The sequence below is a fragment of the Pseudomonas juntendi genome (assembly GCF_021560075.1).
GTDB lineage: Bacteria > Pseudomonadota > Gammaproteobacteria > Pseudomonadales > Pseudomonadaceae > Aquipseudomonas > Aquipseudomonas juntendi.
The window spans coordinates 1,568,859-1,594,101 of sequence record NZ_CP091088.1 but is presented as its reverse complement, the minus strand read 5'-3'; the positions used below and the strand labels follow the sequence as shown (position 1 = coordinate 1,594,101).

The window sequence follows — 25,243 nt, the reverse complement described above, 5'->3', positions numbered from 1 at the left end:
CCTAAGGCGATCCCTGTGGGCTTGCCGGCGATGGGCTGCGCAGCAGCCCCAACATCAGAAATGGAAACCGAACATGAATGCCGCCGTAGAACAGAACGCTCCCGCCGAAGCAGCACAGCAAGCCAGCACCAGACCCCGCCGCCGCCAGGCCTGGATCGCCGGCGGCAGCCTGGCGGCCGTCACGGTGCTGGCCTTCGCCAGCTACTGGCTCACCACCGGCCGCTACCTGCAGACCACCGACGATGCTTATGTCCGTGCCGATTGGGTGGCACTGAGCCCGCGCGTTGCCGGCTATGTTGCCAAGGTGGAGGTGGCGGACGACCAGCCAGTCCAGGCCGGCGATGTACTGGTACGGCTGCAAGACCAGGACTACCGCGCGCGTGTCGAGCAGGCCCAGGCCAGCGTGGCCGAAGCCCAGGCAGCACTGGCCGCCGCACAGGCAGGCCAACAGCTGGCGGCCGAGCGCATCAACCAGCGCCAGCACGCCATCCAGCAGGCTGAAGCGACCGTGCGCAGCGCCACCGCCGAACGCCAACGCACTGCCCTGGACGTGCAGCGCTACCGCGGCCTGGTACGCGATCAAGCGGCCACCGCGCAGCGGCTGGAAAGTGCCAACGCCCAGGCGGCCCAGGCACAAGCGGCGCTGCAAGGGGCCCAGGCCGCGCTGCGCGAACAACGCGCTCAACTGGCCATGGACAGGGCCCGCTCTACCCAGGCCGACGCCGAGCTGCAACAGCGCGCAGCCGCCTTGGCCCACGCCCAGGCTCGCCGGCAACTGGCCAGCCAGGACCAGCACGACACCGTGATTCGCGCCCCGCTCGCTGGCATCGTGGGCCAACGCCGCGTGCGTGCTGGCCAGTACGTGGTGCCCGGCCAGCCGCTGCTGGCAGTGGTGCCGGTACAGCAGGCCTATGTGGTCGCCAACTACAAGGAAACCCAACTGGCCCGCATGCGCCCCGGGCAATCCGTGGAAATCCGCGTCGACAGCTTTGCCGGCCAGCCACTGCACGGCCGTGTGGCCAGTTTCTCCCCCGCCTCGGGCAATGTCTTCGCCCTGCTGCCGTCGGACAACGCCACTGGCAACTTCACCAAGATCGTCCAGCGCTTCCCGGTGCGCATCCTGCTCGACCCAGCGCCCGCAGGCCCGCAGCTGCTGCCGGGCATGTCGGTGGTGAGCATCGTCGACACCCGCCACGCCGAGGTTGCCGATGGCCACTGAGCAACCCGTCTCGTTGCGCGCCTGGGTCGCCGTGCTCGGCGGCCTGTTCGGCTGCTTCATGGCCGGCATGAACGTGCATGTCACCAGCGCCGCGCTGCCGGAAATCCGTGGCTCGCTGGGGGCCAGCTTCGAGGAAGGCTCATGGATCTCTACCGCCTACCTGGTGGCGGAAATCGTCATGATCCCGCTGACCGCGTGGCTGGTCGAAGTGTTTTCGCTGCGCCGGGTGATGTGGACCGGCTCGCTGATCTTCCTGCTGGCCTCGGTGGCCTGCTCATGGGCCCCCAACCTGGAAACGATGATCACCCTGCGCGTAGTACAGGGCGCGGCCGGCGCGGTGCTGATCCCGCTGTCGTTCCAGTTGATCATCACCGAGCTGCCAGCCAGCAAGATGGCCATGGGCATGGCGCTGTTCAGCCTGGCCAACAGCGTGGCACAGGCGGCCGGGCCGTCGATTGGCGGCTGGCTGACCGACGCCTATTCATGGCGCTGGATCTTCTACCTGCAACTGTTCCCGGGTATCGCCCTGCTGTTCGCCATCGCCTGGTCGATCGACGCCAGGCCGATGCAACTCGCGCTGCTGCGCAAGGGCGACTGGCTGGGTATCGCGGCCATGGTGATCGGCCTGGGTGGCTTGCAGATCGTGCTGGAAGAAGGCGGCAGGCTGGACTGGTTCGGCTCATCGTTCATCGTTGGCATGAGCGCGATCGCCGGAATTGCCCTGGTGGTGTTCGTGGTTACCCAACTGCGCGGCCAGCGCGCTTTCATCAATTTGCGCTTGCTGGGGCGTTACAACTTCGGCGTCGCCAGTGTGGCCATGTTCATCTTCGGCGCGGCAACCTTCGGCCTGGTGTTCCTGGTGCCCAACTACCTGTCGCAACTGCAGGGCTTCAGCGCCCACGACGTGGGTGTAGCACTGATCGCCTATGGCGTGGTGCAGTTGCTGCTGGCGCCCATGATGCCGCGGCTGATGGGCTGGACCAGCGCCAAGTTCATGGTCGTCAGCGGTTTCCTGATCATGGCCGTGGGTTGCTGGCTGGGGGCAAGCCTGAGCGCCGACAGTGCCGACAACGTGATCATCCCATCCACTGTGGTACGTGGCATCGGCCAGCCGTTCATCATGGTAGCGTTGTCGGTGCTGGCGGTGGCCGGGCTGGACAAGCGTGAAGCCGGGTCGGCGTCGGCCGTGTTCTCGATGCTGCGCAACCTGGGGGGCGCGGTAGGGACGGCCGGGTTGACCCAACTGGTGGCCACCCGCGAGCGTTTCCACAGCGAACGCATCCACGAGCAGGTCAGCGTGTTCGAGCCGGGCATGCAGGAACGCATCAACCACACGGTGCAGAGCTGGTTGCCGCAGCAGCAACAGGCGCTGGAGGGGTTGGCGGCAACCATTCGCCGCGAAGCGTACCTGATGGCCTACAGCGACGCATTCTACCTGGCGTGCCTGGCCTTGCTCGGGTGCGCCCTGGCGGCGATGCTGTTGCGGGCCAGGCAGAACACCTGAAAAGCGTCAGCGGGCCTCGTGGATGCTGGGCTGCACCGCCAGGTGCAGTCTGCTCGCCGACCACCCGGCACAGGTCGCTGGTACACTCTGGGCCGACGACAGGTGCGAGACAGAACACAGGTATGAACCCTACGCGCTATGCCACTGTGGCCAAGGACTTGATGGCAGGCATTGCCAGTGGCCGCTATCCGGTGGGCAGCCTGCTGCCAACCGAGCACGAGCTGTGCGACCTTTACGGTGTGAGCCGGCACACGGTACGTGCCGCGATCGACCAGTTGCTCGGCCAGGGGCTGGTATCGCGACGCAAGCGCGTCGGCACACGGGTCGAGGCCAGCAGCCCCCGCGGGGGCTACACGCAGTCGCTGGCCAGCGTCGCCGACCTGGCACAGCTGGCGCCAGATCAGCGCTGGCAGATCCGCGATGTGCAGCACTTCGTTGCCGACCTGGGCCAGGCGGCACGGCTGGGGCTGGTGCCGGGTGAGCACTACTTTTGCCTGTCGAGCATCGCCGTGGCGCAGGCTGCGCCGCCGCTATGCTGCACCCAGGTCTATGCACAGCGGGACTACGGCGAAGTCATCGAACTCGCCCGCGAGCAGCCCGAACAGCCGATTGCCAGGCTGATCGAGCAGCATTACGGCCGCGCGATCGCGGTGATCGACCAGCAAGTACGGGCGGTAGCGCTGAAGGCAAAGCTGGCCCACGCGCTGAAGGCGCAGGTGGGTTCGGCGGGGTTGCAGATCATTCGCCACTACCGCGAAGAGAACGGCGACCTGATGGCCGTGGCCGAGACGATCCACCCGCATGACCGTTTTACCCTGATTACCCAGTTGCGCCGGGATCGCTCAGCGGGGTAACCCGTTTCAAAACCTCAGGCGCCGTTACGGCGCTCAACCCAAGGCAAGGTCGACAGGCATGGCAGCAGACAACACGCGGATGCTTACAGTGGGCGAAGTCGCCAAGCGCAGCGGTGTGGCAGTGTCAGCGCTGCACTTTTATGAAGCCAAGGGGCTGATCGCCAGCGTTCGTACGGCGGGCAACCAGCGCCGCTACCCTTCGCTGGTACTGCGCACCCTGGCGATCATCAAGGTGGCACAGCGCACCGGTATCGCACTGGAGGAAATCCGCCAGGCATTGAGCCGCTATGCGCCCAACAGCAAGCTGACCGCGGCGCAGTGGGGCGAAATGTCGAGCGCCTGGCGCGAAGACCTGAATGCACGCATCCGTACCCTGGAGGCGCTGCGCGACAGCCTCGACAACTGCATTGGCTGCGGCTGCCTGTCACTGCAGGACTGCCCCCTGCGCAACCCCGGGGATGTGCTGGCCAAGGAAGGGAGCGGCGCGCGGATTCTGGAAAAGAAGGCGCGCTAGCCTCGTCCACTCACGCCACGTGCGATTCCTTGCAGGGGCGTGTGGCTTGAAGGTGATGAGTAGTTGGAACCATTACCGCCCTTCACCTCCCTAACCCTGTGCTATCAACCCAAAGCCGCTTACAGGAAGGAATATAGCCATCATGAAACGCGAACAGATCGAAGGTGTTGCCGAGAACCTTGCGGGCAAGGCGCAAAGCGCTGTAGGCCGGCTGGTCGAAGACCCGGCGCTGGAAGCCGAAGGCGATGCGCGTCAGGCGGCAGGCCAGGTGACTAAGACCTATGGTGATGCCGTGGACACGGTGACTTCGTTCGTCAAGGAAAAGCCTATCGCCGCACTGGCCATCACCGCCGCCGTCACACTGGTGATTTCTCGCCTGCTGCGCCGTTGACCCGGGGCGCAACAGGCGCTTAAGGGCCGGACATGTCGTCCGGCCCACGCCATCACCGCTGGCGATATCGGAGCCAAGACAAAGGTGCAATACCTGTGGGAGCGGGCATGCCCGCGAACACCGGCCCAGCCGGTGCCATGCAGCGCGCTGGTTTATTCGCGGGCTCGCCCGCTCCCACAGGGGTCGCATCAGGGCTGGCAGTTGTTGGCCAGAGGGCGCTGAAGAGGCTGGGGCGAGCGACCTGCGGTGTTAGTCATTCTTGCCCAACATGTACTGGTCAAAATGCTTGATATGCTCGTCCAGGTTATCTTCGAGCATCATCCGGTACTGCTCGCAGAAGTATTTCAGGATCTCGTCCCGCGCAGCGCCCAGTTCGGCGCCGCTCTTGAAGCTGCGGGCGCTCATCCAGGCGCTGAAGCGCGCGGCACCGAAGGTCAGCGAGGCGCTTACCTTGCCCAGGTCCTCGACCCTGTCGATCTGCTGGTTGGCCAGTTCTATGTGCGCATCGGCACGGTCGTAGAAGGCCTGGTCGGTAGCTTGGGTCATGGCGGTTCACCTGGTTGTGCAAGACGAGCGAAAGGCCAAGCCTTGCATGTCGCGGCGCATACGTGCAAGGCTGAAAAAGGATTACCAAAGTCGAAAAAGGACTCACAGTACCTCATGCTCGGAATCACACGTATCCATCGCTATTTGCGCCCACTGCCTGCAAAACCGACTGCAGCCAGTGGGCGTGACCTCAAGGCCAAACGTGCCGCCCGCCTCGCTTCCAGGTTCGCCAACCTGCTGTGCACCCCCCGCTCCATCCCGCCCTACCTCTGCGTCACCCCCCAGCGCCCTCCTGTCGACCGCGTGCCTCCTACCTGACTGCCATTGCTGCAGCTCGCACGCCATGCTCGCCTGTTGCAGGCGGGATGTACGACCCACCGACAAGGGGCAACAACCCATGCTTTTCTTTCACGGCAAACGCATCTTCAGCGCTATCTTCGATATGGATGGCACCCTCTTCGACACCGAACGCCTGCGCTTCAAGACCCTCAAGCAAGCGTCGCTGGAAATCTTCGGCAAGCCGCTGGGCGAGCACACACTGCTCGGCTCTCTGGGCCTGAGCGCGAAAAAAGCCGAAGCCTTGGCCAAGGCGCATAACGGCGCAGACTTCCCCTATGCCGCCATCCGCCGGCGCGCCGATGAACTGGAGCTGGAGTACGTGCGCAATCACGGCGTGCCGATCAAGCCCGGCCTGCTGGAGGTGCTGGAGCGCCTGCGCAAGGCCGGCTTGACCATGGCCGTGGCCACCTCCAGCCGCCGCGCCATCGCCGAGGAATACCTGATCAACGCCAATGTGCTGAAGTACTTCGACATCACCGTGTGTGGCGATGAAGTCAGCCAGGGCAAACCCCACCCGGAGATTTTCCTGAAGGCCGCCCGCGCACTCAACTGCACGCCAGCGCAGTGCTTCATGGTCGAGGATTCGGAAAACGGCATGCTGTCGGCCATGCGTGCCGAGGGCCAGGCGATTCTGATCGAAGACATCAAGCCACCTGCCGCCGACATCAAGGCCGGCGCACTCAAGGCTTACCACAGCATGCCGGAGTTCCTTGCCGACCTGAATGCATGCGTGCCCGAGCTGGGCATGCCCGCGCTCAGCGAACCCTTCCCGGCGTCGTTGAACCAATTCCGTGTCGGTATTCATGGCTTTGGCGCCATCGGCGGCGGCTACCTGACCCAGGTGTTTTCCCATTGGGACGGCTACACCCGGCCCTGCGAAATCATCGCCGCTACCCGCTCACGCATGCTGCGCGAGAGCGTGAGTGCCTTCGGCAGCTACAGCGTGCGCTATGGCAGCACCTCGTTCGACCAGACCATCGACAATGTGCGCATGATCGACCTGGACGATGAACAGGCGGTGATCGCCATGTACAACGATGCCGAGATCATCGGCCTGAGCCTGCCTGAACAGGCCATTCGCAACCAGGCCAGGGTAATTGCCCAAGGCCTGCTGCAGCGCTTCGAGCGCCGCGGCCGCGAACTGACGTTGCTGATCGTGCTGAACAAGGTGGGTAGTGGCGCGTTCGTGCGCCGGCATGTGCAAGCCGAGCTGGCAACCTTGTGCCCGCCGGCAATCTGCGAGCAGGTAATGCTCAAGACCCATTTCGCGGAAACGGTAGTCAGCCGCATCGTTTCCAAGCTGAGCAACGATGCGCTGGTGCGGCAATTGCGGATCAAGTCGCAGATGTTTCGCAACAGCCTGGAAGAAGAGCCTGCCGCACCGCGCAGTGCCTCGGCGCCGCCGGCTGAATACGAGCGATTGCTCGGGCATTTCAGGCCATTTGCGCAGCCCAGCAGCGCCATGAGCCAACTGCACCTGGTGCTGTTCAACAGCGAAGCCGACATGCCGTTGTATGTCGAGCGCGGCAGCGACCTGCTCGAACGCCTGCGCCAAGTGCACACAGTGCCGGACATTGCCCAGATCCAGGTCATCAAGAACCGCCTGTGGAACGGCCCGCACGCGATCATTGCCTGGTACGCCAGCCTGCTGGGCCATGCCTGGGTGGGCCAGGGCATGGGCGACGCCCGCGTCAATGCCCTGGCCGAGCGGCTGATACGCCAGGAAGTGGCGCCCGCCCTGGAAGCGGAGTACCCGCAAATGAGCGAGGTGATCAGCCGGTTCGCCGACGCCTTTCTGGCGCGCTGCAAAACCTCGTTCAAGGACCCGTGCGCCCGCGTCGGCCGCGACCCGCTGCGCAAACTGCAGCGCAATGAACGTATCCTCAGCAGCATCGAGCTGGCCGGCAGGCACGGCATCGACACCCCGGCCCTGGCCTTTGGCGCGGCATTGGCCATTCACCACGCCCTGCGCTGCGACGATGCGAAGAACCTGGACGCCCAGGCGATCAGGCAAGTGTACCTGGACCATGATCACAGCGTCGAGGCTGTGCTGACCTACCAGGGCATCTGCAACGGCAAGCGCTTCCCGGCCTTGAACCCGCTCAGCGACGCGCCGCTGATCAATGCCATTGCCGAGGCCTTCCGGCAATACCAGCACGCGCACCCGGCCCCGCTGCCCGCTTCGCGCTGCATAGGCGCGTAACGCGCGCCTTTTTGCCGCGGCGCCAGCTGCGAACACCGGCCCGGCCGGTGTAAGCGCCTGCGCCGCGCGCTTTGCCAACGCCCCCTCGCGCACCTCCTTGCCGCCCGGCCCGCCACCTCTGGAGCCCCACTGCAGGCTGATTGTGTCATTCCCTGCTTGATAATGACACAAGGTGTCATTATGATCGCCGTGTGTCCTGGCGACCTCCCTGTGTCGCTCAGCAATTCACCGCCCTTTCCTGCAGGTACCGCCCATGACGACCACCATGCACGCCCCCAAGGACCAACTGGTCAAGCACGCCCAGCAGCAGATGCTGACGGCCCTGGCCGACAACACCTACAGTACCCGGCAAAAGCTGGCCCTCACCTGCCGCATCCTCTTCGACGGCGGCCACGACTCGGGGCTGGCCGGGCAGATCACCGCCCGCGCCCAGGAGCCTGGCACCTATTACACCCAGCAACTGGGCCTGGGCTTCGACGAAATCGCCGCCTCCAACCTGCTGGTGGTGGACGAAGACCTGACCGTGCTGCAAGGCCGTGGCATGGCCAACCCGGCCAACCGTTTCCACAGCTGGCTCTACCGCGCCCGGCCTGACGTCAACTGCATCATCCACACCCACCCGCTGCACAGCGCCGCCCTGTCGATGCTGGAGGTACCGCTGGCCATCTCGCACATGGACCTGTGCCCGCTGTTCGACGATTGCGCCTTCCTCAAGGACTGGCCTGGTGTGCCGGTAGGCAATGAAGAAGGCGAAATCATCGCGGCGGCCATCGGCGACAAGCGCGCGATCCTGCTTTCCCACCATGGCCTGCTGATCGCTGGCGGCTCGATCGAAGAAGCCTGCGTGCTTGCCCTGCTGTTCGAGCGGGCCGCCAGGATGCAGCTGCTGGCCATGGGGGCCGGTGACATCCGCCTCATCCCCGAAGCCCTGGGCAAGGAAGCCCACGACTGGATCTCCACCCCTAAGCGTCATGGCGCCGCGTTCAGCTATTACGCGCGGCGTGCCTTGCGGGCCCACGGCGACTGCCTGGCCTGACTCGAAGCTGTACTCTTCCCTCAACAACGGCAAAGGTGCCTGGTCATGCCTACACCTGTAATTCGCGGCGTCATCGGCTACACCATCACTCCCTTCTCAGCAGACGGCACACTCGACCTGGAGGCTTTGGGCACGTCCATCGACCAATTGATCAAGCACGGCGTGCACGCCATCGCGCCGCTGGGCAGCACCGGCGAAGGGGCCTACCTGAGCGACAGCGAATGGGAAAGCGTGGTGCGCTTCAGCCAGGCGCGCATCGCCGGGCGCTTACCCAGCGTGGTAAGCGTCTCCGACCTGACCACCGCACGCACCGTGGAGCGTGCGCGCCTGGCGCAGGCATGCGGCGCCACGGCGGTCATGGTGCTGCCCGTTTCGTACTGGAAACTCACCGAAGCCGAAGTGGTGGCCCACTACAAGGCCGTCGGCGCCGCCATCGACATCCCGATCATGCTTTACAACAACCCGGGCACCAGCGGCACCGACCTATCGGTGGAACTGATCCTGCGCATCCTCGCCGAGGTGCCGAATGTGACCATGGTCAAGGAAAGCACCGGTGACATTCAGCGCATGCACCGCCTGTTCCAGGCCAGCAAGGGTCAGGTAGCGTTCTACAACGGTTGCAACCCACTGACACTGGAGGCCCTTGTGGCAGGCGCGAGCGGCTGGTGCACCGCCGCGCCCAACCTGATCCCGGCATTGAACCTGGCATTGTGGGACGCCGTGCAGCAAGGCCAACTGGCCGAAGCCCGCACGCTGTTCTACCGCCAGTACGAACTGCTGGAATACATCACCCGCCGCGGCCTGCCCACCACCATCAAGGCCGGCCTGAAGCTGCTGGGCCAGGATGTCGGCGCGCCCCGCCTGCCGTTGCAGGCGCTGGATGCGCAAGGCAGCGACTATCTGAAAAACCTGCTGACCGAACTGGCTGCCTGACCCTCGACAGCGCAGCCCTGTAAGCGCGGGTTACCCGCGCAACAGGCAACGCGCTGGGTGGCGGGATCGCTGCCAGCGTTTGCATGGCCGCCTTCGGGCGCTGCGCAGCGACGCCCGCCACGCGGGCATTCCATCCCCTTGCCGTGCGCCAGGCGCGCACGCTGTCTACAGGTCCCGACATGCGCTACGTTGCTGCCCCCAAGCTGCTGACCCAGGTTGCCGCCGTGCATTTCGTCAGCCATGTGCACATCATGCTGATCCCGGCACTGCTGCCAGTGCTGCCCTCCCTGCTGGGGGTCGGTTTCGTCGAACTCGGCGTGGCCTTGGCGGTGTTCAATATCGTCTCTGCCCTGGTGCAGGCCCCGCTGGGTCATGCCGTCGACCACTTTGGCGCGCGCAAGGTGCTCAAGGCCGGGCTGCTGTTGGGCAGCCTCAGTTTCCTGCTGCTGGCCGCCAGCCCCGGCCATGCGGTGTTGCTGGTGAGCATGGCGCTGGCCGGCCTGGCCAATGGGGTATACCACCCGGCCGACTATGCGCTGCTGGCCAAGGGTATCGAGCCAGACCGGCTGGGGCGGTCATTCTCCATTCATACCTTCGCCGGCTTTCTCGGCTCGGCGGTAACCCCGGCAATATTCCTCGGTATCGCTGCCGTGTTGGGCACACGGGCAGCCCTGGCGACGGGCGCAGTGTTCGGCGCTGCTGCGCTGCTGTTGATATCGCTGCCAGGCAGCGGGGTGTACCGGGTAACGGAGATGGGCAACCCGGGCAATGCCGGCGCGCCGCCGGCAAACGGCCGAGTGCGCTTGTTCACCCCCATGATCGGCGTGCTGACAGTGCTGTTCATATTGCTCAACCTGAGCACCAGTGCCATCGAGAAATTCTCCGTTGCCGCACTGGTGCAAGGCCAAGGCCTGACCTTGGCCTGGGCCAATACCGCGCTTACCGCCTTCTTGCTCTGTAGCGCCGCAGGGGTGCTGTGTGGCGGTGCCCTGGCCGACCGTACCCGCCGGCATGGCCTGGTGGCGGCGCTGGCTTTCGCCCTGGCTGCAGTGCTGACCGCCGTGGTGGCCCTGGGTGTGCTGCGCGAATGGGCATTGGTGGTGGTGCTGGGCAGCATCGGCCTGCTGACCGGAATGATCGCCCCGTCGCGGGATATGCTGGTAAAAGCGGCCGCGCCCAAGGGTGCCGAAGGCAAGACCTTCGGGCTGGTCTCGACCGGGTTCAACATCGGTGGCGCCGTCGGGCCAGTGGCGTTCGGCTGGATGCTCGACCGGGGGCTGCCAAATGGCATTTTCGTTGCTTCGGTAGCGTTCATGGTGCTGACGGTGGCGCTGACCGTGGCGCAGGAGGGGTATATGGCCCGAAAACGCAGGAACGCGCAGCTATGAATGAATGGGGTGGCGAACCCCTGCCACCCCAGGCGCATTCACCCCACCGGATTCCCATGCACCACCCGCCCTGCCACCCCTGGCCGGTTGACAAACAACACATCCAGCACGCTGTTACGCAACCCTTTCAGCGCATTCCAGTTCGCCGAAGCGTGCACATACTTGTCGCGCAATAACCGCTGCTCTTGCTCGCTCAGCGCCAATTGCCCGGTTTCGCCCAAAGCGAAGCCATGCAGTTTTGCGCTGATCACCTGCAATTCAGCCGGCAAACGGTGCTCCGCCTGGCCGCCCAACGGCGCAAACGGCACGCCAGCCCGTACCGCCAGCTCGCGCATCACGCTCAGGTAGACACGCGACAGGTGCCCGGCCACCTCCCGCTCGCGGGCTACTGCTGCGTAGACTTGCTTCTCTGCTTCACGCGGGTGGCCGCCAGCGATCGGCTCCTCCCAGGTGATCACCCGTGGCCGGGGTTCCCCCATGTCGGCAAAATCCGTCGCCAACAGGCCCTGCATCACGGCATGCACGCGGCACTGCCCGGCAGGCGTCGCCACCGGCACGCGCTGGGATTGCGGTTTGCACAACAGCACCTGTTCCCATGTGGTTTCCGGGTAGCCGCCACCGATAGTCGAGTGCACACCCGGCAGCACTATGTCGTGGCCACTGCTCACCAGCGGGAAATTATGCCGCCGCTCATCCCGCGCGACCAGTTGTACCACCTGCCGGGCAATACCCGCCCCCAGGCCCAGGCGCAAGCCACCGTGGCGCTCGTCGGTGGGGTCGAAGTCGCCCTGCAACGGCGCGATGATCGCGGCCACCGTGTCGAACAAGCCCATGAAGTTGATCGCGATGTCACACGCCACCGGCAACAATTGCCCGGCACCGTCGTGCAACAGGTTGGCCAGGTGGCGTACCGCCGCCGCCCCACGGCTGAAGCCGAACAAGTCGAACTCCAGGCGTGCCGGCACACACTGCGGGTGCGCCTGGCACCAACCCTGCAGTTGCCCGGCAATCACCTGCAACGCCTCGGCTACCCGGGCTTCCACGCCCGTGCGGCCACGCCCGGTGGCAGAGGCATACACCGGATCGGTTTCACCGGCCAAGGTGCCGATGCCTTCCATGTAGCATTTGAAAAAGACCTGGCGCGCCTCGCCATCGGCCGCTTGCGCCGGGTACAACGCATGCAGCAGGGCTACGTTGCTCAGCGCATTGGCATAACTGCCGCCGTGCCCCGCCAATGCCGTGGCGTTGTGCTGATTGTTACCGGTGCCATCGAAGAACACCCCGAAACGCAGGGTTACCCGCCGAGGGGTCGGCGTACCGCCGTTGCTCGCTACCATCTTCGTGCCTTGTGCTTGACCCAAAAGCACAAGCAGGCGCCAGTACGCCGTCAGGCAACATCAGGCAATCGCCAAGCCTTCGTGAGAGTTTTCCATACCCCAGGCCCGCTGCAGCGATAAATTTACCCCGTGCCATTAGTCGCCGCCCCCCCGGATGGATTAAAGTATCAGCCCTTGCCAGGGCAGCTGCCGTCAGCCGCCTCCGGCCCCCTACCAGGAACCGTCGCCGATGGAACACCGTGAAGCGCTGATCGCGCTGCGCACCTTTCTTTCAACCCAGATCCTAGGCCAGGAGAAACTGGTCGAGCGGCTGTTGATCGTGCTGCTGGCAGACGGCCACATGCTGGTCGAGGGGGCGCCCGGGCTGGCCAAGACCAAGGCCATCAAGGAGTTGGCCGAGGGCATCGAAGCGCAGTTCCATCGCATCCAGTTCACCCCCGACCTGCTCCCGGCCGACATCACCGGCACGGAAATCTACCGCCCGGAAACCGGCAGTTTCGTGTTCCAGCAGGGGCCGATCTTCCATAACCTGGTGCTGGCCGACGAAATCAACCGTGCACCGGCCAAGGTCCAGTCGGCACTGCTCGAGGCCATGGCCGAACGCCAGGTCAGTGTGGGCCGCAGCACCTACGACTTGTCGCCCCTGTTCCTGGTCATGGCCACGCAGAACCCGATCGAGCAGGAAGGCACCTACCCGCTGCCCGAAGCCCAGCTCGACCGCTTCCTGATGCACGTGAAAATCGGCTTCCCGGACGCCGCGGTCGAGCGGCGCATCCTGGCACAGGCCCGCGGTGAAGCGCTGGGCGGCGAAGTGAAACCCGAACGGCGGGTCAGCCAGCAGGCGATCTTTGCCGCGCGCAAGGAAATCCTCAACCTGTACATGGCCGATGCCGTCGAGGAGTACCTGGTGCAGCTGGTCATGGCCACCCGCACCCCGGCCAAATTCGATACCGAGCTGGCCGACTGGATCGCCTATGGCGCCAGCCCGCGCGGTTCCATTTCGCTGGACCGCTGCGCACGTGCCCACGCCTGGCTGGCCGGGCGCGACTTCGTCAGCCCCGAAGACATCCAGGCGGTGCTGTTCGACGTGCTGCGCCACCGCATCATCCTCTCCTTCGAAGCCGAGGCCGCGGGGATCGACCAGGACCGCGTGGTCCAGCGCATCCTCGACGTCGTCGCCGTTGCCTGACCCCATGCCCACTGCGCACCTGGCCGAACCCGGCATCCGCATCGGCCTCGCCGAGCTGATCGACATGCGCCACCGCGTGCGCGAAATCCAGCTGTTTTCCAAGCCCGGCCAACGCAGCCCGCTGGTCGGCCTGCACCATTCCAAGCTGCGCGGGCGCGGTGTGGACTTCGACCAGGTGCGCGTGTACCAGGCCGGCGACGACGTGCGCAACATCGACTGGCGGGTGACCGCACGCACCCAGGAGCCCCACACCAAGCTGTTCCACGAAGAACGCGAACGGCCTATCTTCATCCTGGTCGAGCAGAGCCAGCGGCTGTTCTTCGGCTCGGGCCTGATGTTCAAGTCGGTGCTCGCCGCCCAGGCCGCCGCCTTGTTTGGCTGGGCCGCGCTGGCCCATAACGACCGCATCGGCGGCCTGGTGTTCGGCGACAACGAGCACCACGAAATCAAGCCCCGGCGCAGCAAACAGAGCCTGCTGCAGTTGCTCAACCGCATGGCCAAGGTCAACCAGGCGCTGCACACCGAGGCGGTTGCCGGGGCCGACAGCCTTGGCCTGGCCCTGCGCCGCGCCCGCGAAGTGCTGCGCCCGGGCAGCCTGGCCATCGTGATCTGCGACGAGCGTTCGCTCAGCGCCCAGGTGGAGCAGCACCTGGCCATGCTGTCCCGGCATTGCGACCTGCTGCTGCTGCCGGTGTCCGACCCACTCGACCATGCCCTGCCGGCCGCTGGCCTGCTGCGTTTTGCCCAACGCAGCGCGCAGCTGGAGCTCGACACCCTCGACGCCAACCTGCGCCAGGCCTACCGCCAGCAGGCCGAAGCCCGCATCGAGCGCTGGGAGCTGCTGGCGCAAAAGCTGCGGGTGCTGCTGATGCCGCTGAGCACGCAAAGTGAAATGATCGAGCAATTGCGCGAATACCTGAGCGCACAGCGCCCGCGGAGCGCGTCATGAACCCGCTCGATCAGTTGCAACCGCTGATCGAACCGGCGCCCATCGGCCTGTGGCCGCCGGCACCCGGCTGGTGGGCATTGCTGGTCATCCTGCCAGTGCTGGGCTGGGGCCTGTGGCGGCTGCGGCACTGGCGCCCGCGCAAGCGCCGTGTCGTACGCGCCGAGCAACCGCTGGACCCGGTGCGGGTAGAAGCGCTGGCCGAGCTGGCACGCCTGCCACGCCCCTACGACGGCGCCCCCGCCGGCGCCTGGCTGCAACAGATCAACGCCCTGCTCAAGCGCCTGTGCCGCAGCCACTACCCGGGCGCCAATAGCCACACCCTCAACGGCCGCCAGTGGCTGGCATTTCTCGACAACCGCTGCCCCGCAGCCGGCCTCACACGCTGGATGGTGCTGGTCGAAGGCGCCTATAAACCCGAGTGCAAACTCGACGACAAGGCCATCGCCGGGCTGAGCCAAGCCGTCGAAACCTGGATCCGCAAGCATGTTTGAACTGGCCTGGCCGTGGGTCTTTGCCCTGTTGCCGCTGCCGTGGCTGGCGCGCCTGCTGCTGCCCGCCGCCGACAGCGGCGAACCGGTACTCAAGGTTGGCTTCCTCAACGAACTGGAAGGCCTGGCCGGGCGGCGCGCGCGGCTGAACCTGCCCACCTGGCGCCAGCAAGGGCCATTCGTGGTCATCTGGCTGTTGCTGCTGTGCGCTGCCGCGCGCCCGCAATGGCTCGGTGACCCGTTGCCAGTGGCGGCCAGCGGCCGCGACCTGCTGGTGGCGGTGGACGTGTCCGGGTCGATGGACTTCCCGGACATGCAGTGGAAAAACGAAGACATCAGCCGCCTCGACCTGGTCAAGGCCCTGCTCGGCGATTTCCTGCAGGACCGTGAAGGCGATCGCGTGGGCCTGATCCTGTTCGGCAGCCAGGCCTACCTGCAGGCCCCGCTCACGTTCGACCGGCGTACCGTGCGCACCTTCCTCGACGAAGCGCAAATCGGCATCGCCGGCAAGAACACGGCCATCGGCGACGCCATTGGCCTGGCGGTGAAACGCCTGCGCCAGCGCCCGGCGCAAAGCCGGGTACTGGTGCTGATTACCGACGGTGCCAACAATGGCGGGCAGATCCATCCGCTGACGGCAGCCCGCCTGGCAGCCCAGGAAGGCGTGCGCATCTACACCATCGGCATTGGCGCCAACCCCGAAGCCAGTGGCACCCCAGGCCTGCTCGGCCTCAACCCGAGCCTGGACCTGGACGAAGCCGCACTCAGGGAAATCGGCGAAATCACCCACGGTGCCTACTTCCGCGCGCATGACGGAGCCGAACTGGACGCTATTGGCGACACCCTCGACCAACTCGAACCGGTGGCCCAGCAACCGACCCAGGCCCGCACCGCCCAAGCCCTGTACGCCTGGCCATTGGCCCTGGCACTGCTGCTGAGCGTGCTGCTGGTGGTGGCCGTGCAATGGCCCGACAACCTGATGCAGCGCCTGCTGCGCAAGCCGCGCTTCTTGCAGCCACACCCGGAATGGCGCCAACGCCTGAAGCGCTTGCGCTTGCGGAGGCGGCGATGATCGACCTGTGGCCGCAATGGTTGCGCCCCCTGTGGCTGCTGGCCGTGCCCCTGCTTGGCTGGCTGCTGTACAAGCTGTGGCATCGGCGCAAACGGGCCGGGCGCTGGCAGCTGATCCTGCCGCCGGCATTCCACGCTGTGCTGCTGGGCGGCGGCAACGGCAACACCAGCAAACTGCCGTGGGTGGCGCTGGGGTTGGCCTGGCTATTGGTGATCCTGGCCCTGCTCGGGCCCAGTTGGCAGCGGGTGGAAGAAAACCGCCAGCGCCCGGCCGACCCGCTGGTGATATTGCTGGAGCTGACCCCGCAGATGCTCGCCGAGGACAGCCCGCCCAATCGCCTGGAACAGGCCCGGCGCAAAATCCTCGACCTGCTGGAGCACCGCCGCGACAGCCAGACGGCGCTGGTGGTCTATGCCGGCTCCGCACACACCCTGGTGCCGCTGTCCGATGACCTGGCCACCACGCGCAACCTGCTGGAGGCCATCGACCCGTCGATCATGCCCAAGCCCGGCCAGCGCGCCGACCTGGCCGTGCAGAAGGGCCTGGCCCTGCTGGCCCAGAGCGGGCTCGGCCAGGGCCGCCTGCTGCTGATCGGGTCGTCGCTCAGCGCCCCGGAGCGCCAGGGCATCGCCCAGGCCCTTGGCCGGCAGGGCCCCAGCCTGCTGATGCTGGGTATCGGTAGCCGTGACGGTGCCCCCGTGCGCCAGGCCAATGGCGAATACCTCAAGGATGACCAAGGCGGCATTCTGGTGCCCCGCCTGGACAACGCCAGCCTCAAGGGTTTCATCAACGGCACCGGCGGGCGCTACCGGCATGCGCGTATCGACGACCTGGACCTGCGTGGCCTGGGCCTGTTCGACCAGCCGCGGGCCGGGCGCAACGACGGCCAGACCCTGCAGCTGGACAGCTGGGCCGACCAGGGCTACTGGTTGCTGATTCCGCTGCTGCTGCTGGCCGCGTGTGCCGGCCGGCGCGGTTGGCTGTTCTGCCTGCCGTTGCTGCTGGCCCTGCCCCAGCCCAGCCAGGCTTTCGAGCTCGATGACCTGTGGCTGCGCCCCGACCAGCAAGGCCAACGCCTGCTCGAGCTGAACCGCCCAGCCAGCGCGGCTCGGCACTTCCATGACACGCAGTGGCGCGGCCTGGCGCTGTACCAGGCCGGCGACTACGCGGGTGCGGCCGAGGCATTTTCCCAAGGCGACACGGCCGCCGACCACTACAATCGAGGCAATGCACTGGCCCGTGCCGGTGAGCTGGAAGCGGCCCTGGACGCCTACGAGCAGGCGCTGGAGCGCGAACCCGATCTGCAAGTGGCACTGGACAACCAGGCATTGGTGCAACAGCTGCTGCAACAGCGCCAGGCCAAGGCCGAGGAACAACCGCCCGGTAACGATGCCCAAGGCACGCCCGGCAGCGACACCGAAGGCAACAGCAGTTCGGCCAGCAGCGCCGCCCAGGGCACCCCCGGCGGTGATGAACAAGCCAGCGCCGAGCAGCCTGGCGAAAGCAGCAGCAACAGCCAGGGTGCACCGGGTAATCAGCCGGGTGCCGATGAGGGCGTCATCCAGCCGCCCCAGCGCCCGGTGTCGACCAGCCTCGACGCCGAACAGCGCCAAGCCCTGGAACAATGGCTGCGGGAGATCCCCGATAACCCGGCGGAGCTGCTGCGGCGCAAATTCTGGTACGAACAGCAACTGCAACAGGAAACCCCACGATGAGTCGCTTCGGCGTCTTGCTCCTCTCCCTGCTGTGGGCCACCCTGGCCCAGGCTGAACCCCTGCTGCAGGCCAGCGTCGACCGCACCCGCCTGCAGGCTGGCGAAAGCCTGGAACTGACCCTGGAAAGCCAGGACGTCACCCAGTTCGGCAAGCCCGACCTGCGCGCCCTGGAAGGCGACTTCGAGGTGCGCGGCACGCGCCAGCTGAACAGCCTGCATACCCTCGACGGTGAAACCCGCGCCAGCACCCGCTGGATCATCACCTTGCTGCCGCGGCGCAGCGGCAGCCTGCGTATCCCCGAGCTGCAGCTGGGTCAGTCACGCAGCCAGGCCATCGACCTGCAAGTGCTGCAGGCCGATGCCAGCCGCCAGGACACTTCACAGGTGTTCATCGAGGCCACCCTCGACAGCCCCGACGTCTACGTGCAGGCGCAGGCTGTGCTCACCTTGCGCATCTATCACTCGGTGGCGCTCTATGACGACAGCAGCCTGAGCCCGCTGCAGCTGGAAGGCGCCAAGGTCGAACCGCTCGGCGAATCGCGCACTTATGAAAAGGAAATCAATGGCGTGCGCCACGGCGTGATCGAAACCCGCTATGCCGTGTACCCCCAGCAAAGTGGCACGCTCGAGATCCCGCCACTGACGTTCAGCGCCACCGCCGCAGCCAGCAGCGACGAAACCCCGCAAGCCAATGGCACGGCCCGGGCCGGGCACCAGGTACAGGTCAGCTCGCTGCCGCTGCGGCTGGCGGTACGCCCGATTCCCGCCGCCTGGCCTGCGGGTGTGCCGTGGTTGCCGGCGCGTAGCCTGACACTGGAAGAGCACTGGAACCCCGACCCCGGCAACCAGCAGGTACAGATTGGCGACTCGCTGACGCGCAACATCACCTTGCGCGCCGAAGGCCTTTCCAGCACCCAGTTGCCGCCGTTACCCGCCACCGAGATCACCGGCCTGCGCCGCTACCCCGACCAGCCGCTGCTGCGCAACGAAATCAACGAACGCGGCATGACCGCCAACCGCGAGGAACGCGAAGCACTGGTGCCCACCCATGCCGGCACGTTGGCCCTGCCGGCGCTGGAAGTGGCGTGGTGGAACACCCGTGAAGATCACCTGGAGCACAGCAGCCTGCCGGCGCGTACGCTGAACGTGCAGGACAACCCGGCATTGAGTGCCGACAGCCCGGTGGGCGATAGCAGCAGCGCCAGCAGCGCGCTGTGGCCTTGGCAATTGGCGACTCTGTTGTTCGCCCTTTCCACCGTACTGGGCTTCGCCCTGTGGTGGCGCGCCCGCTCGCAACCGGCGGTGCTGCGTGCGGCGCAGAACGGGCCGAGCCCGCGCACCTTGCTGGATGACCTCAAGCGCGCCTGCCTGGCGAACGACCCCCAGGCCACCCGCCAGGCGCTGGACGCCTGGGCCCGGCAGCAACCGGAGACCCTGGCCGAGATGGCGGCGCGCTTCGTGCCGTTGTCGGATGCGCTGGATGGGTTGAATGGCGCGTTGTACAGCGAGAGTGGGCAGTATTGGCAGGGTGAGGATTTGTGGCGGGCGATCGGCACGATACCGCCGGCCGAGCAGGTGTTGTTGCCGGCTGGGGAGAACGGCAGCTTGCCGCCGCTTTATCCCAAGTAGCCGGCTGCCTGCCAGGGCCTCTTCGCGGGCATGCCCGCTCCCACAGGTACGACGTATGCCTGAGCGTTACGCGGTACCTGTAGGAGCGGGCGCGCCCGCGAACACCGGCGCAGCCGGTGCCAGCCCCCACCCTGGGTACATGTCTCGACATCGCGCCGTACAAACAAGGCGGCCGCGCGGGCGGCGCTCGATCTCACAGGCGCTGCAAATGTGATGACGAACCGCTGCCAGCCCTCCCCCCTATCCCCCGCCCTGCCCCCCACCCCCCTGCTTGGGTTACCATACCGCCCTCGCGCAACGCCCATCCCCAAAGCCAAGCCCTCTGGCTTGCTCGACTCGACACCACAGGTCATCCATGCGTCTGTTTCATACCTCCGACTGGCACCTGGGCCAAAGCCTGCACGGCCAGGAACGCGATTTCGAACACGCCTGCTTCCTCGACTGGCTGCTCGGCCAGCTTCGCCTGCGCCAGCCGGATGCGCTGCTGATCGCCGGCGATATCTTCGACACGGTCAACCCCCCCGTCAAAGCCCAGGAGCGTCTGTACGACTTCATCGTCCAGGCGCATGAGCAGCAGCCCAAGCTGGACATCGTGATGATCGCCGGCAACCACGATTCCGGCTCGCGCATCGAGCTGCCTGCCGCACTCATGCGCCGCCTGCGCACCCACGCCCTGGGCCGTGTGCACTGGCTGGACGAGGGCCAACTGGATGCCGAGCGGCTGCTGATCCCGCTGACCAATGGCCGCGGCAAGGTCGCAGCCTGGTGCCTGGCGCTGCCGTTCCTGCGGCCGGCCGAAGTCACCGGCCCCCACCTGGGCGACGACTACCTGCAAGGCATCACCCAGGTGCACCAGCAACTGATCGCCGCAGCACTGCAAAAACGCAAGAAAGACCAGGCGCTGATTGCCATCAGCCATGCGCACATGGCCGGGGGCGCAGTGTCGGAAGACTCCGAGCGCAGCCTGATCATCGGCAACGCCGAGGCGCTGCCGGCCAAGCTGTTCGACAAGGCCATCAGCTATGTCGCCCTCGGCCACCTGCACAAGCCACAGAAGGTCAACCGCGAAGAACGCATCCGCTACAGCGGCTCACCGATCCCACTGTCGTTCGCCGAAATCAACTACCCGCACCAGGTGCTGGAGGTGGAACTGGACGGCAGCGGCCTGGTCAGCGTCGAGCCGCGCCCGGTACCGCGCGCCGTAGCCCTGCAACGCATCGGCCCGGCACCGCTGGGTGAGCTGTTACAGCAACTGGCAGACCAGCCGGTAATCGACCTGCTGGAAGACCCCAATCGCCAACCCTGGCTGGAGGTGCGGGTCATTCTCGACGAGCCGCAACCGGACCTGCGCCAGCAGATCGAGACCGCGCTGGCGGGCAAGGCAGTGCGGCTGGTGCGTATCAGTGCCGAGTACGCTGGGCGCAACAGTAGCGAAGATGATGACCTGGCCTTTGTCGAACTGGCCCAGATGACCCCGCAAGACCTGTTCAGCCGGGCCTGGGAGCAAGCCTACGGCAGCGCTGTCGACGAGCAGGCGCTGGCCGACTTTGCCCTGCTGTTGCAGGACGTGCAGCAGGAAGAGGAGCAGCCATGAAGATTCTTGCCATCCGCCTGAAGAACCTGGCATCGCTGGCCGGCCCCGTCGACATCGACTTCACTGCCGAGCCCCTGGCCAGCGCCGGCCTGTTCGCCATTACCGGGCCCACCGGCGCCGGCAAGAGCACCCTGCTCGACGCCCTGTGCCTGGCCCTGTTCGGCACCGTGCCGCGGCTCAATGACATCGGTCGCGAAGCCAAGGTGCCGGATGCCGACGGCGACATCCCCACATCCGACCCGCGCAACCTGCTACGCCGTGGTACCGGCAGCGGCTTTGCCGAAGTCGATTTCGTCGGCGTCGACGGCCGCCGCTACCGTGCCCGCTGGGAAGCCAACCGCGCCCGCGACAAGGCCAACGGCAAGTTGCAGCACAGCCGCCAGAGCTTTTACGACCTGGACAGCGAGCAGGTCCTGGCCAGCGGCAAGAACGAATACAAACAGTTGGTCGAAGCCCGCCTGGGCCTGAACTTCGAGCAGTTCACCCGCGCGGTGATGCTGGCTCAGAGCGAGTTTGGCGCGTTTCTCAAGGCCGACGACAGAGAGCGCAGCGAACTGCTGGAAAAACTGACCAACACCGCCATCTACACCCGCCTGGGCCAGCGCGCGTTCAGCAAGGCCCGCGAGGCCGGTGAGGTGCACAACGACCTGCTCGCGCGCGCCAGCCACCTGCTGCCGATGGACGCCGAAGCCCGCGCCCAGCTCGACCAGCAACTGGAGCAGGCGCAGCAGCACCTGAAGGCTGACCAGGCCAGTGAGCGCCAGCTGGAACAGCAACGCAACTGGCTGCAAGAGCAAAACCGGCTGCAAGCCCAGCACGCCGAGGCGGCCCGCGCGCTGCAGGCCGCCGAGCAGGACTGGCAGCAGTTGGCCGAACCGCGCCTGGACCTGCTGCGCCTGGAGCGCCTGGCACCTCAGCGCCACCAGTTCCACCGCCAGCAGGCGCTGAACGCACAACTGGCCCCACTGGCGGCAAGAATTGCGCAGCAGCAACAGCAGCAGGACGAACTCCAGGCACGCGCAAATACCCTGGAGCAAGCACTGAACGCCGCACGCCAGGCGCTCGCCGACAGCCAGGCGCAACACGGCGAGAATGCCCCACGCCTGCGCCAGGCCTTCGCCGCCCAGGACAACCTGGCGCGCCTGGACGAAGCGCTGGCCGCGCAACACAGCAGCAGCCAACAGGCTGAACAACACGTCGCCGATGGCCAGCAGCAGTTGCAACAGCTGGAGGCCAACCAGCAGCGCAGCCTGCAGCAATTGGCGCAGATCGACAGTGCCCTTGCCGACAGCGAGCACCTGGCAGGCCTGGCCAGTGCGTGGCACGCCTACCTGCCGCAACTCAAACAGGTGATGCTGATTGGCGGCCGCCTGGCCAAGGGCCGCGAAGAGCTGCCCGGCCTGCAGGCCCAGGCCAGCCAGGCCAATGTGCAGCTGCAGGCCGAGCGCGATGCCTACGAGCTGCTGTTCCGCGAAGCCAAGGCCGAACCCCAGGCCCTGGCCGAGCAGATCGACCTGCTCGGTGGCATGCTGCAGGACAACCGCAAGCAGCAGCGCGCTGTTGAAGAAATGTCGCGCCTGCACGGCCGCGAACTGGAACTGCGCCAGCAACTGGACAGCGTTCGTGAACGCCAGCAACAGGCCATGCAGCAACGCCAGCAGTTGATCAGCGAAGGCACCGCGGCGAAGGCCGAGCTGGAGGCGGCCGAACAGGCGCTCAACCTCACCCGCCAGTTGCTGGAGCGGCAACGCCTGGCGCGCACCACCAGCGTGGAGGCACTGCGCGAGCAATTGCGCGATGGCGAACCTTGCCCAGTCTGCGGCAGTGCCGAACACCCGTTCCACCAGCCTGACGCACTGCTGCACAGCCTGGGTCGGCATGACCAGGCTGAAGAAGCTGCCGCGCAGCGACAGGTCGACACCCTCAACGCCAAGCTGGTCGAGCTGCGCACCCAATTGGGCGTGGTCAACGCCCAGCTCAAGGACTTCCAGCAGCAACAGCAGCAACTGGGCGATCAGTTGCAACCGCTGGTGGCGCAAGTGCAGGCGCACAGCCTGTGTCCGGCCCTGGCCCCGCAGGATGACAAGGCCCGTAGCACCTGGCTGGCCAGCCAGCTGCAGCGCCTGGAGGCGGAAATTGCGCAGGACGAGAAACGCCAGAGCGCGCTGCTCACGCTGCAACGCGATGCTGCCCGCCTCACCCAGCAACTGCAGGCCGCCCAAGACGCTCAACAGCAGGCCCAGCGCCACCTCGAACAACAGCACCAGGCCCTGGCCAACGACGAGCAGCAGTTGCAGCAAGGCTTGCACGACCTGGCCGGGGTGCTGCCCGAGCAGGCCCTGAAGGCACTCGACGAAGACCCGGCCAATGCTTTCCTGGCCCTGGACCAGCAGATCGCCCAGCGCTTGCAGCAACTGGAACAGCGCAAGGACGAACTGGAAGAACAGCAGGCCCGGCAAACCCAACTCGACAAGCTGCGCGACCAGCACCAGGCCCGCGTGCAAGGCCTGCAGCAGTTGCAGCAACAACTTGCCGCCCTGGACGAGCAGCGCCAGCAGGCCCAGGCCGCCCTCGGCGAACTGCTCGGTGAACACGCCACTGCCGAAGCCTGGCAACAGCACATGGACGCCGCGCTGGACCAAGCCCGCGCCCTGGACGCCGACACCGCCCAGCGCCTGCAGGAACTGCGCACGCAAGCCGTGCAACTGGCCAGCGAGCTGAAGGCCGACGGCCAGCAGCAACAGGCGCTGGTTGCCGAATGCCAGCAGTTGCAGGGCCAGATCGCGCAGTGGCGCAGCCAGCACCCAGAGCTGGATGACGCCGGGCTGGATCGCCTGCTGGCCATGGAGGATGCGCAGGTCACAGCATTGCGCCAGCGCTTGCAAGGCGCGGAAAAAGCCATCGAACAAAGCCGCGTGTTGCTGCAGGAGCGCGAACAGCGCCTGCAACAGCACGTGGCCGACATGACCGTGGACACCACGGCCGAAGCCCTCGAGCAAGCCCTGCTGGAACTGCGCGAGCGCATGGCCAGCCACGAGCAGCAATGCGCCGAACTGCGGGCGCAGCAGGCCGATGACCAGCGCCGCCAGCAGGCCCATCAGGCACTGGCAGCCGAGATCGAGCAAGCCCGCCAGCAGTGGCAGCGCTGGGCCCGCCTCAATGCCCTGATCGGCTCGGCCTCGGGCGATGTGTTCCGCAAGATCGCCCAGGGTTACAACCTTGACCTGCTGTTGCACCATGCCAACAGCCAACTGCGCCAACTGGCCCGCCGTTACCGCCTCAAGCGAGGCGGCAGCGCCCTGGGCCTGTTGGTCCTGGACACCGAAATGGGCGACGAGCTGCGCTCGGTGCACTCACTGTCCGGCGGCGAAACCTTCCTGGTGTCGCTGGCGTTGGCCCTTGGCCTGGCTTCGATGGCTTCCAGCACCCTGCGCATCGAATCGCTGTTCATCGACGAAGGTTTTGGCAGCCTGGACCCCGAGTCGCTGCAGCTGGCCATGGATGCCCTGGACGGCTTGCAGGCACAGGGGCGCAAGGTGGCAGTGATTTCCCACGTGCAGGAAATGCACGAGCGGATCCCGGTGCAGATTCAGGTGCACCGCCAAGGCAATGGCCTGAGCGAGGTGCAGGTGTGCGGGTGATCCTGTACTCGTTCCGTCGCTGCCCGTGGGCCATGCGCGCGCGCCTGGCCCTGCGCTATGCGGGCTGTGAGGTCGAGGTATGCGAAGTGGCGCTGAAGAACAAGCCGGCAGAACTGCTGGCCTTGTCCCCCAAGGGCACGGTGCCGGTGCTGGACACCGGCAGCCAGGTGCTGGAAGAGAGCCTGGATATCATGCGCTGGGCGCTGGCGCAGAACGACCCGCAAGATTGGCAACTGCGCGCGAACCCCGCGGCGGCGCAGCAGGCGCATGCCCTGATCGCGCGTAATGACAGCACGTTCAAGTCGCAGGTGAACCTGTACAAGTATGCCGAGCGCTACCCGCAGCACCCTCGCGCGTACTACCGCCAGCAGGCCGAGGCCTGGCTGGCGGAGCTCGAAGGGTTGCTGGAGAGCCGGCCGTACCTGTTGGCTGACCAGCCGAGCATCGCCGACGCCGCCTTGCTGCCCCTGATGCGCCAGTTTGCCGGGGTGGAACCCCAGTGGTTCGCCGAGGCCGCCTATCCGCGGCTGCGGAGCTGGCTAGAGGGGTGGTTGGCATCAGACCTGTTCCGCTCGATCATGGCCAGGTAGCTTCACCCGGCTCCCTGTAGGAGCGGCCTTGTGTCGCGAAAGGGTCGCGCAGCGGCCCCGGGTTCTCGCGTTACCGCGGACATTGCCGGGGCCGCGCCGCGGCCCTTTCGCGA

The 25,243-nt window shown here is 66.3% G+C and carries 20 protein-coding genes; 18 read left to right on the top strand and 2 right to left on the bottom strand.

All coding sequences use genetic code 11. The features are described from left to right. Positions 1-73: 73 nt before the first annotated feature. The 5 genes from L1P09_RS07305 to L1P09_RS07285 all read left to right on the top strand — a co-directional run bounded on the left by L1P09_RS07305 (position 74) and on the right by L1P09_RS07285 (position 4,482). Entirely contained in the window at positions 74-1,219 is a 1,146-nt protein-coding gene (locus tag L1P09_RS07305) for an HlyD family secretion protein (RefSeq protein ID WP_235768656.1), read from the top strand. Next, positions 1,209-2,723 (top strand): DHA2 family efflux MFS transporter permease subunit, encoded by a 1,515-nt coding sequence (locus tag L1P09_RS07300; protein ID WP_235768655.1) that lies wholly within the window; start codon positions 1,209-1,211, stop codon positions 2,721-2,723. Before L1P09_RS07305 ends, L1P09_RS07300 begins: the two co-directional genes overlap by 11 nt. A 122-nt stretch (positions 2,724-2,845) precedes the next feature. After that, positions 2,846-3,577 (top strand): GntR family transcriptional regulator, encoded by a 732-nt coding sequence (locus tag L1P09_RS07295; protein ID WP_192440657.1) that lies wholly within the window; start codon positions 2,846-2,848, stop codon positions 3,575-3,577. Positions 3,578-3,635: 58 nt separating this feature from the next. Next, positions 3,636-4,091 (top strand): redox-sensitive transcriptional activator SoxR, encoded by a 456-nt coding sequence (gene soxR, locus L1P09_RS07290; RefSeq protein WP_029886682.1) that lies wholly within the window; start codon positions 3,636-3,638, stop codon positions 4,089-4,091. A gap of 142 nt (positions 4,092-4,233) precedes the next feature. After that, the gene (locus L1P09_RS07285; protein ID WP_009683472.1) at positions 4,234-4,482 is read left to right on the top strand and encodes a CsbD family protein; all 249 of its coding nucleotides are present in this window, start codon (positions 4,234-4,236) and stop codon (positions 4,480-4,482) included. 249 nt (positions 4,483-4,731) lie between these two features. On the opposite strand, the gene L1P09_RS07280 is transcribed toward L1P09_RS07285, so the two are convergent. Next, positions 4,732-5,028: a DUF3144 domain-containing protein gene (locus L1P09_RS07280; RefSeq protein ID WP_009683473.1), complete on the bottom strand. Its 297-nt coding sequence runs from the start codon at positions 5,026-5,028 to the stop codon at positions 4,732-4,734. A gap of 397 nt (positions 5,029-5,425) precedes the next feature. Between L1P09_RS07280 and mtlD the strand changes: the two genes are divergently transcribed. From mtlD to L1P09_RS07260, 4 genes are all read left to right on the top strand, one after another. Next, positions 5,426-7,570: a bifunctional mannitol-1-phosphate dehydrogenase/phosphatase gene (gene mtlD, locus L1P09_RS07275; RefSeq protein WP_192440659.1), complete on the top strand. Its 2,145-nt coding sequence runs from the start codon at positions 5,426-5,428 to the stop codon at positions 7,568-7,570. Positions 7,571-7,823: 253 nt separating this feature from the next. Then, a complete protein-coding gene (locus L1P09_RS07270; protein WP_192440661.1) occupies positions 7,824-8,606 on the top strand; it encodes an aldolase in 783 nt (260 codons plus the stop codon). Between the two features lie 45 nt (positions 8,607-8,651). Then, positions 8,652-9,539 (top strand): dihydrodipicolinate synthase family protein, encoded by an 888-nt coding sequence (locus tag L1P09_RS07265; RefSeq protein ID WP_235768654.1) that lies wholly within the window; start codon positions 8,652-8,654, stop codon positions 9,537-9,539. Positions 9,540-9,718: 179 nt separating this feature from the next. After that, positions 9,719-10,927, top strand: a complete 1,209-nt coding sequence (locus L1P09_RS07260) for an MFS transporter (RefSeq protein WP_054906019.1) — start codon at positions 9,719-9,721, stop codon at positions 10,925-10,927. A gap of 38 nt (positions 10,928-10,965) precedes the next feature. On the opposite strand, the gene L1P09_RS07255 is transcribed toward L1P09_RS07260, so the two are convergent. Continuing rightward, a complete protein-coding gene (locus tag L1P09_RS07255; protein WP_235768653.1) occupies positions 10,966-12,264 on the bottom strand; it encodes a phospholipase effector Tle1 domain-containing protein in 1,299 nt (432 codons plus the stop codon). 229 nt (positions 12,265-12,493) lie between these two features. On the opposite strand from L1P09_RS07255, the gene L1P09_RS07250 reads away from it, so the two are divergent. From L1P09_RS07250 to L1P09_RS07210, 9 genes are all read left to right on the top strand, one after another. Then, the gene (locus L1P09_RS07250) at positions 12,494-13,453 is read left to right on the top strand and encodes an AAA family ATPase (RefSeq protein WP_009683481.1); all 960 of its coding nucleotides are present in this window, start codon (positions 12,494-12,496) and stop codon (positions 13,451-13,453) included. A 4-nt stretch (positions 13,454-13,457) separates the two neighbouring features. After that, entirely contained in the window at positions 13,458-14,402 is a 945-nt protein-coding gene (locus L1P09_RS07245) for a DUF58 domain-containing protein (protein ID WP_029886675.1), read from the top strand. Next, entirely contained in the window at positions 14,399-14,893 is a 495-nt protein-coding gene (locus L1P09_RS07240; RefSeq protein WP_009683483.1) for a DUF4381 domain-containing protein, read from the top strand. The genes L1P09_RS07245 and L1P09_RS07240 overlap by 4 nt, the downstream gene beginning before the upstream one ends. Then, on the top strand, positions 14,886-15,962 hold the full coding sequence (locus L1P09_RS07235) for a vWA domain-containing protein (protein ID WP_054906021.1): 1,077 nt from the start codon (positions 14,886-14,888) through the stop codon (positions 15,960-15,962). Before L1P09_RS07240 ends, L1P09_RS07235 begins: the two co-directional genes overlap by 8 nt. Next, positions 15,959-17,677 (top strand): tetratricopeptide repeat protein, encoded by a 1,719-nt coding sequence (locus L1P09_RS07230; protein WP_235768652.1) that lies wholly within the window; start codon positions 15,959-15,961, stop codon positions 17,675-17,677. Before L1P09_RS07235 ends, L1P09_RS07230 begins: the two co-directional genes overlap by 4 nt. Next, positions 17,674-19,305 carry a BatD family protein gene (locus L1P09_RS07225; protein WP_154211498.1) on the top strand — a complete coding sequence of 544 codons (1,632 nt, stop codon included), beginning with the start codon at positions 17,674-17,676 and terminating at the stop codon, positions 19,303-19,305. The genes L1P09_RS07230 and L1P09_RS07225 overlap by 4 nt, the downstream gene beginning before the upstream one ends. Before the next feature lie 355 nt (positions 19,306-19,660). Next, positions 19,661-20,899, top strand: a complete 1,239-nt coding sequence (locus tag L1P09_RS07220) for an exonuclease SbcCD subunit D C-terminal domain-containing protein (RefSeq protein ID WP_054905307.1) — start codon at positions 19,661-19,663, stop codon at positions 20,897-20,899. Continuing rightward, entirely contained in the window at positions 20,896-24,540 is a 3,645-nt protein-coding gene (locus tag L1P09_RS07215) for an AAA family ATPase (RefSeq protein ID WP_232892706.1), read from the top strand. Before L1P09_RS07220 ends, L1P09_RS07215 begins: the two co-directional genes overlap by 4 nt. Next, complete coding sequence (locus tag L1P09_RS07210) at positions 24,537-25,130, top strand: glutathione S-transferase (RefSeq protein WP_029885844.1); 594 nt, start codon at positions 24,537-24,539, stop codon at positions 25,128-25,130. Before L1P09_RS07215 ends, L1P09_RS07210 begins: the two co-directional genes overlap by 4 nt. Positions 25,131-25,243: the final 113 nt, after the last annotated feature.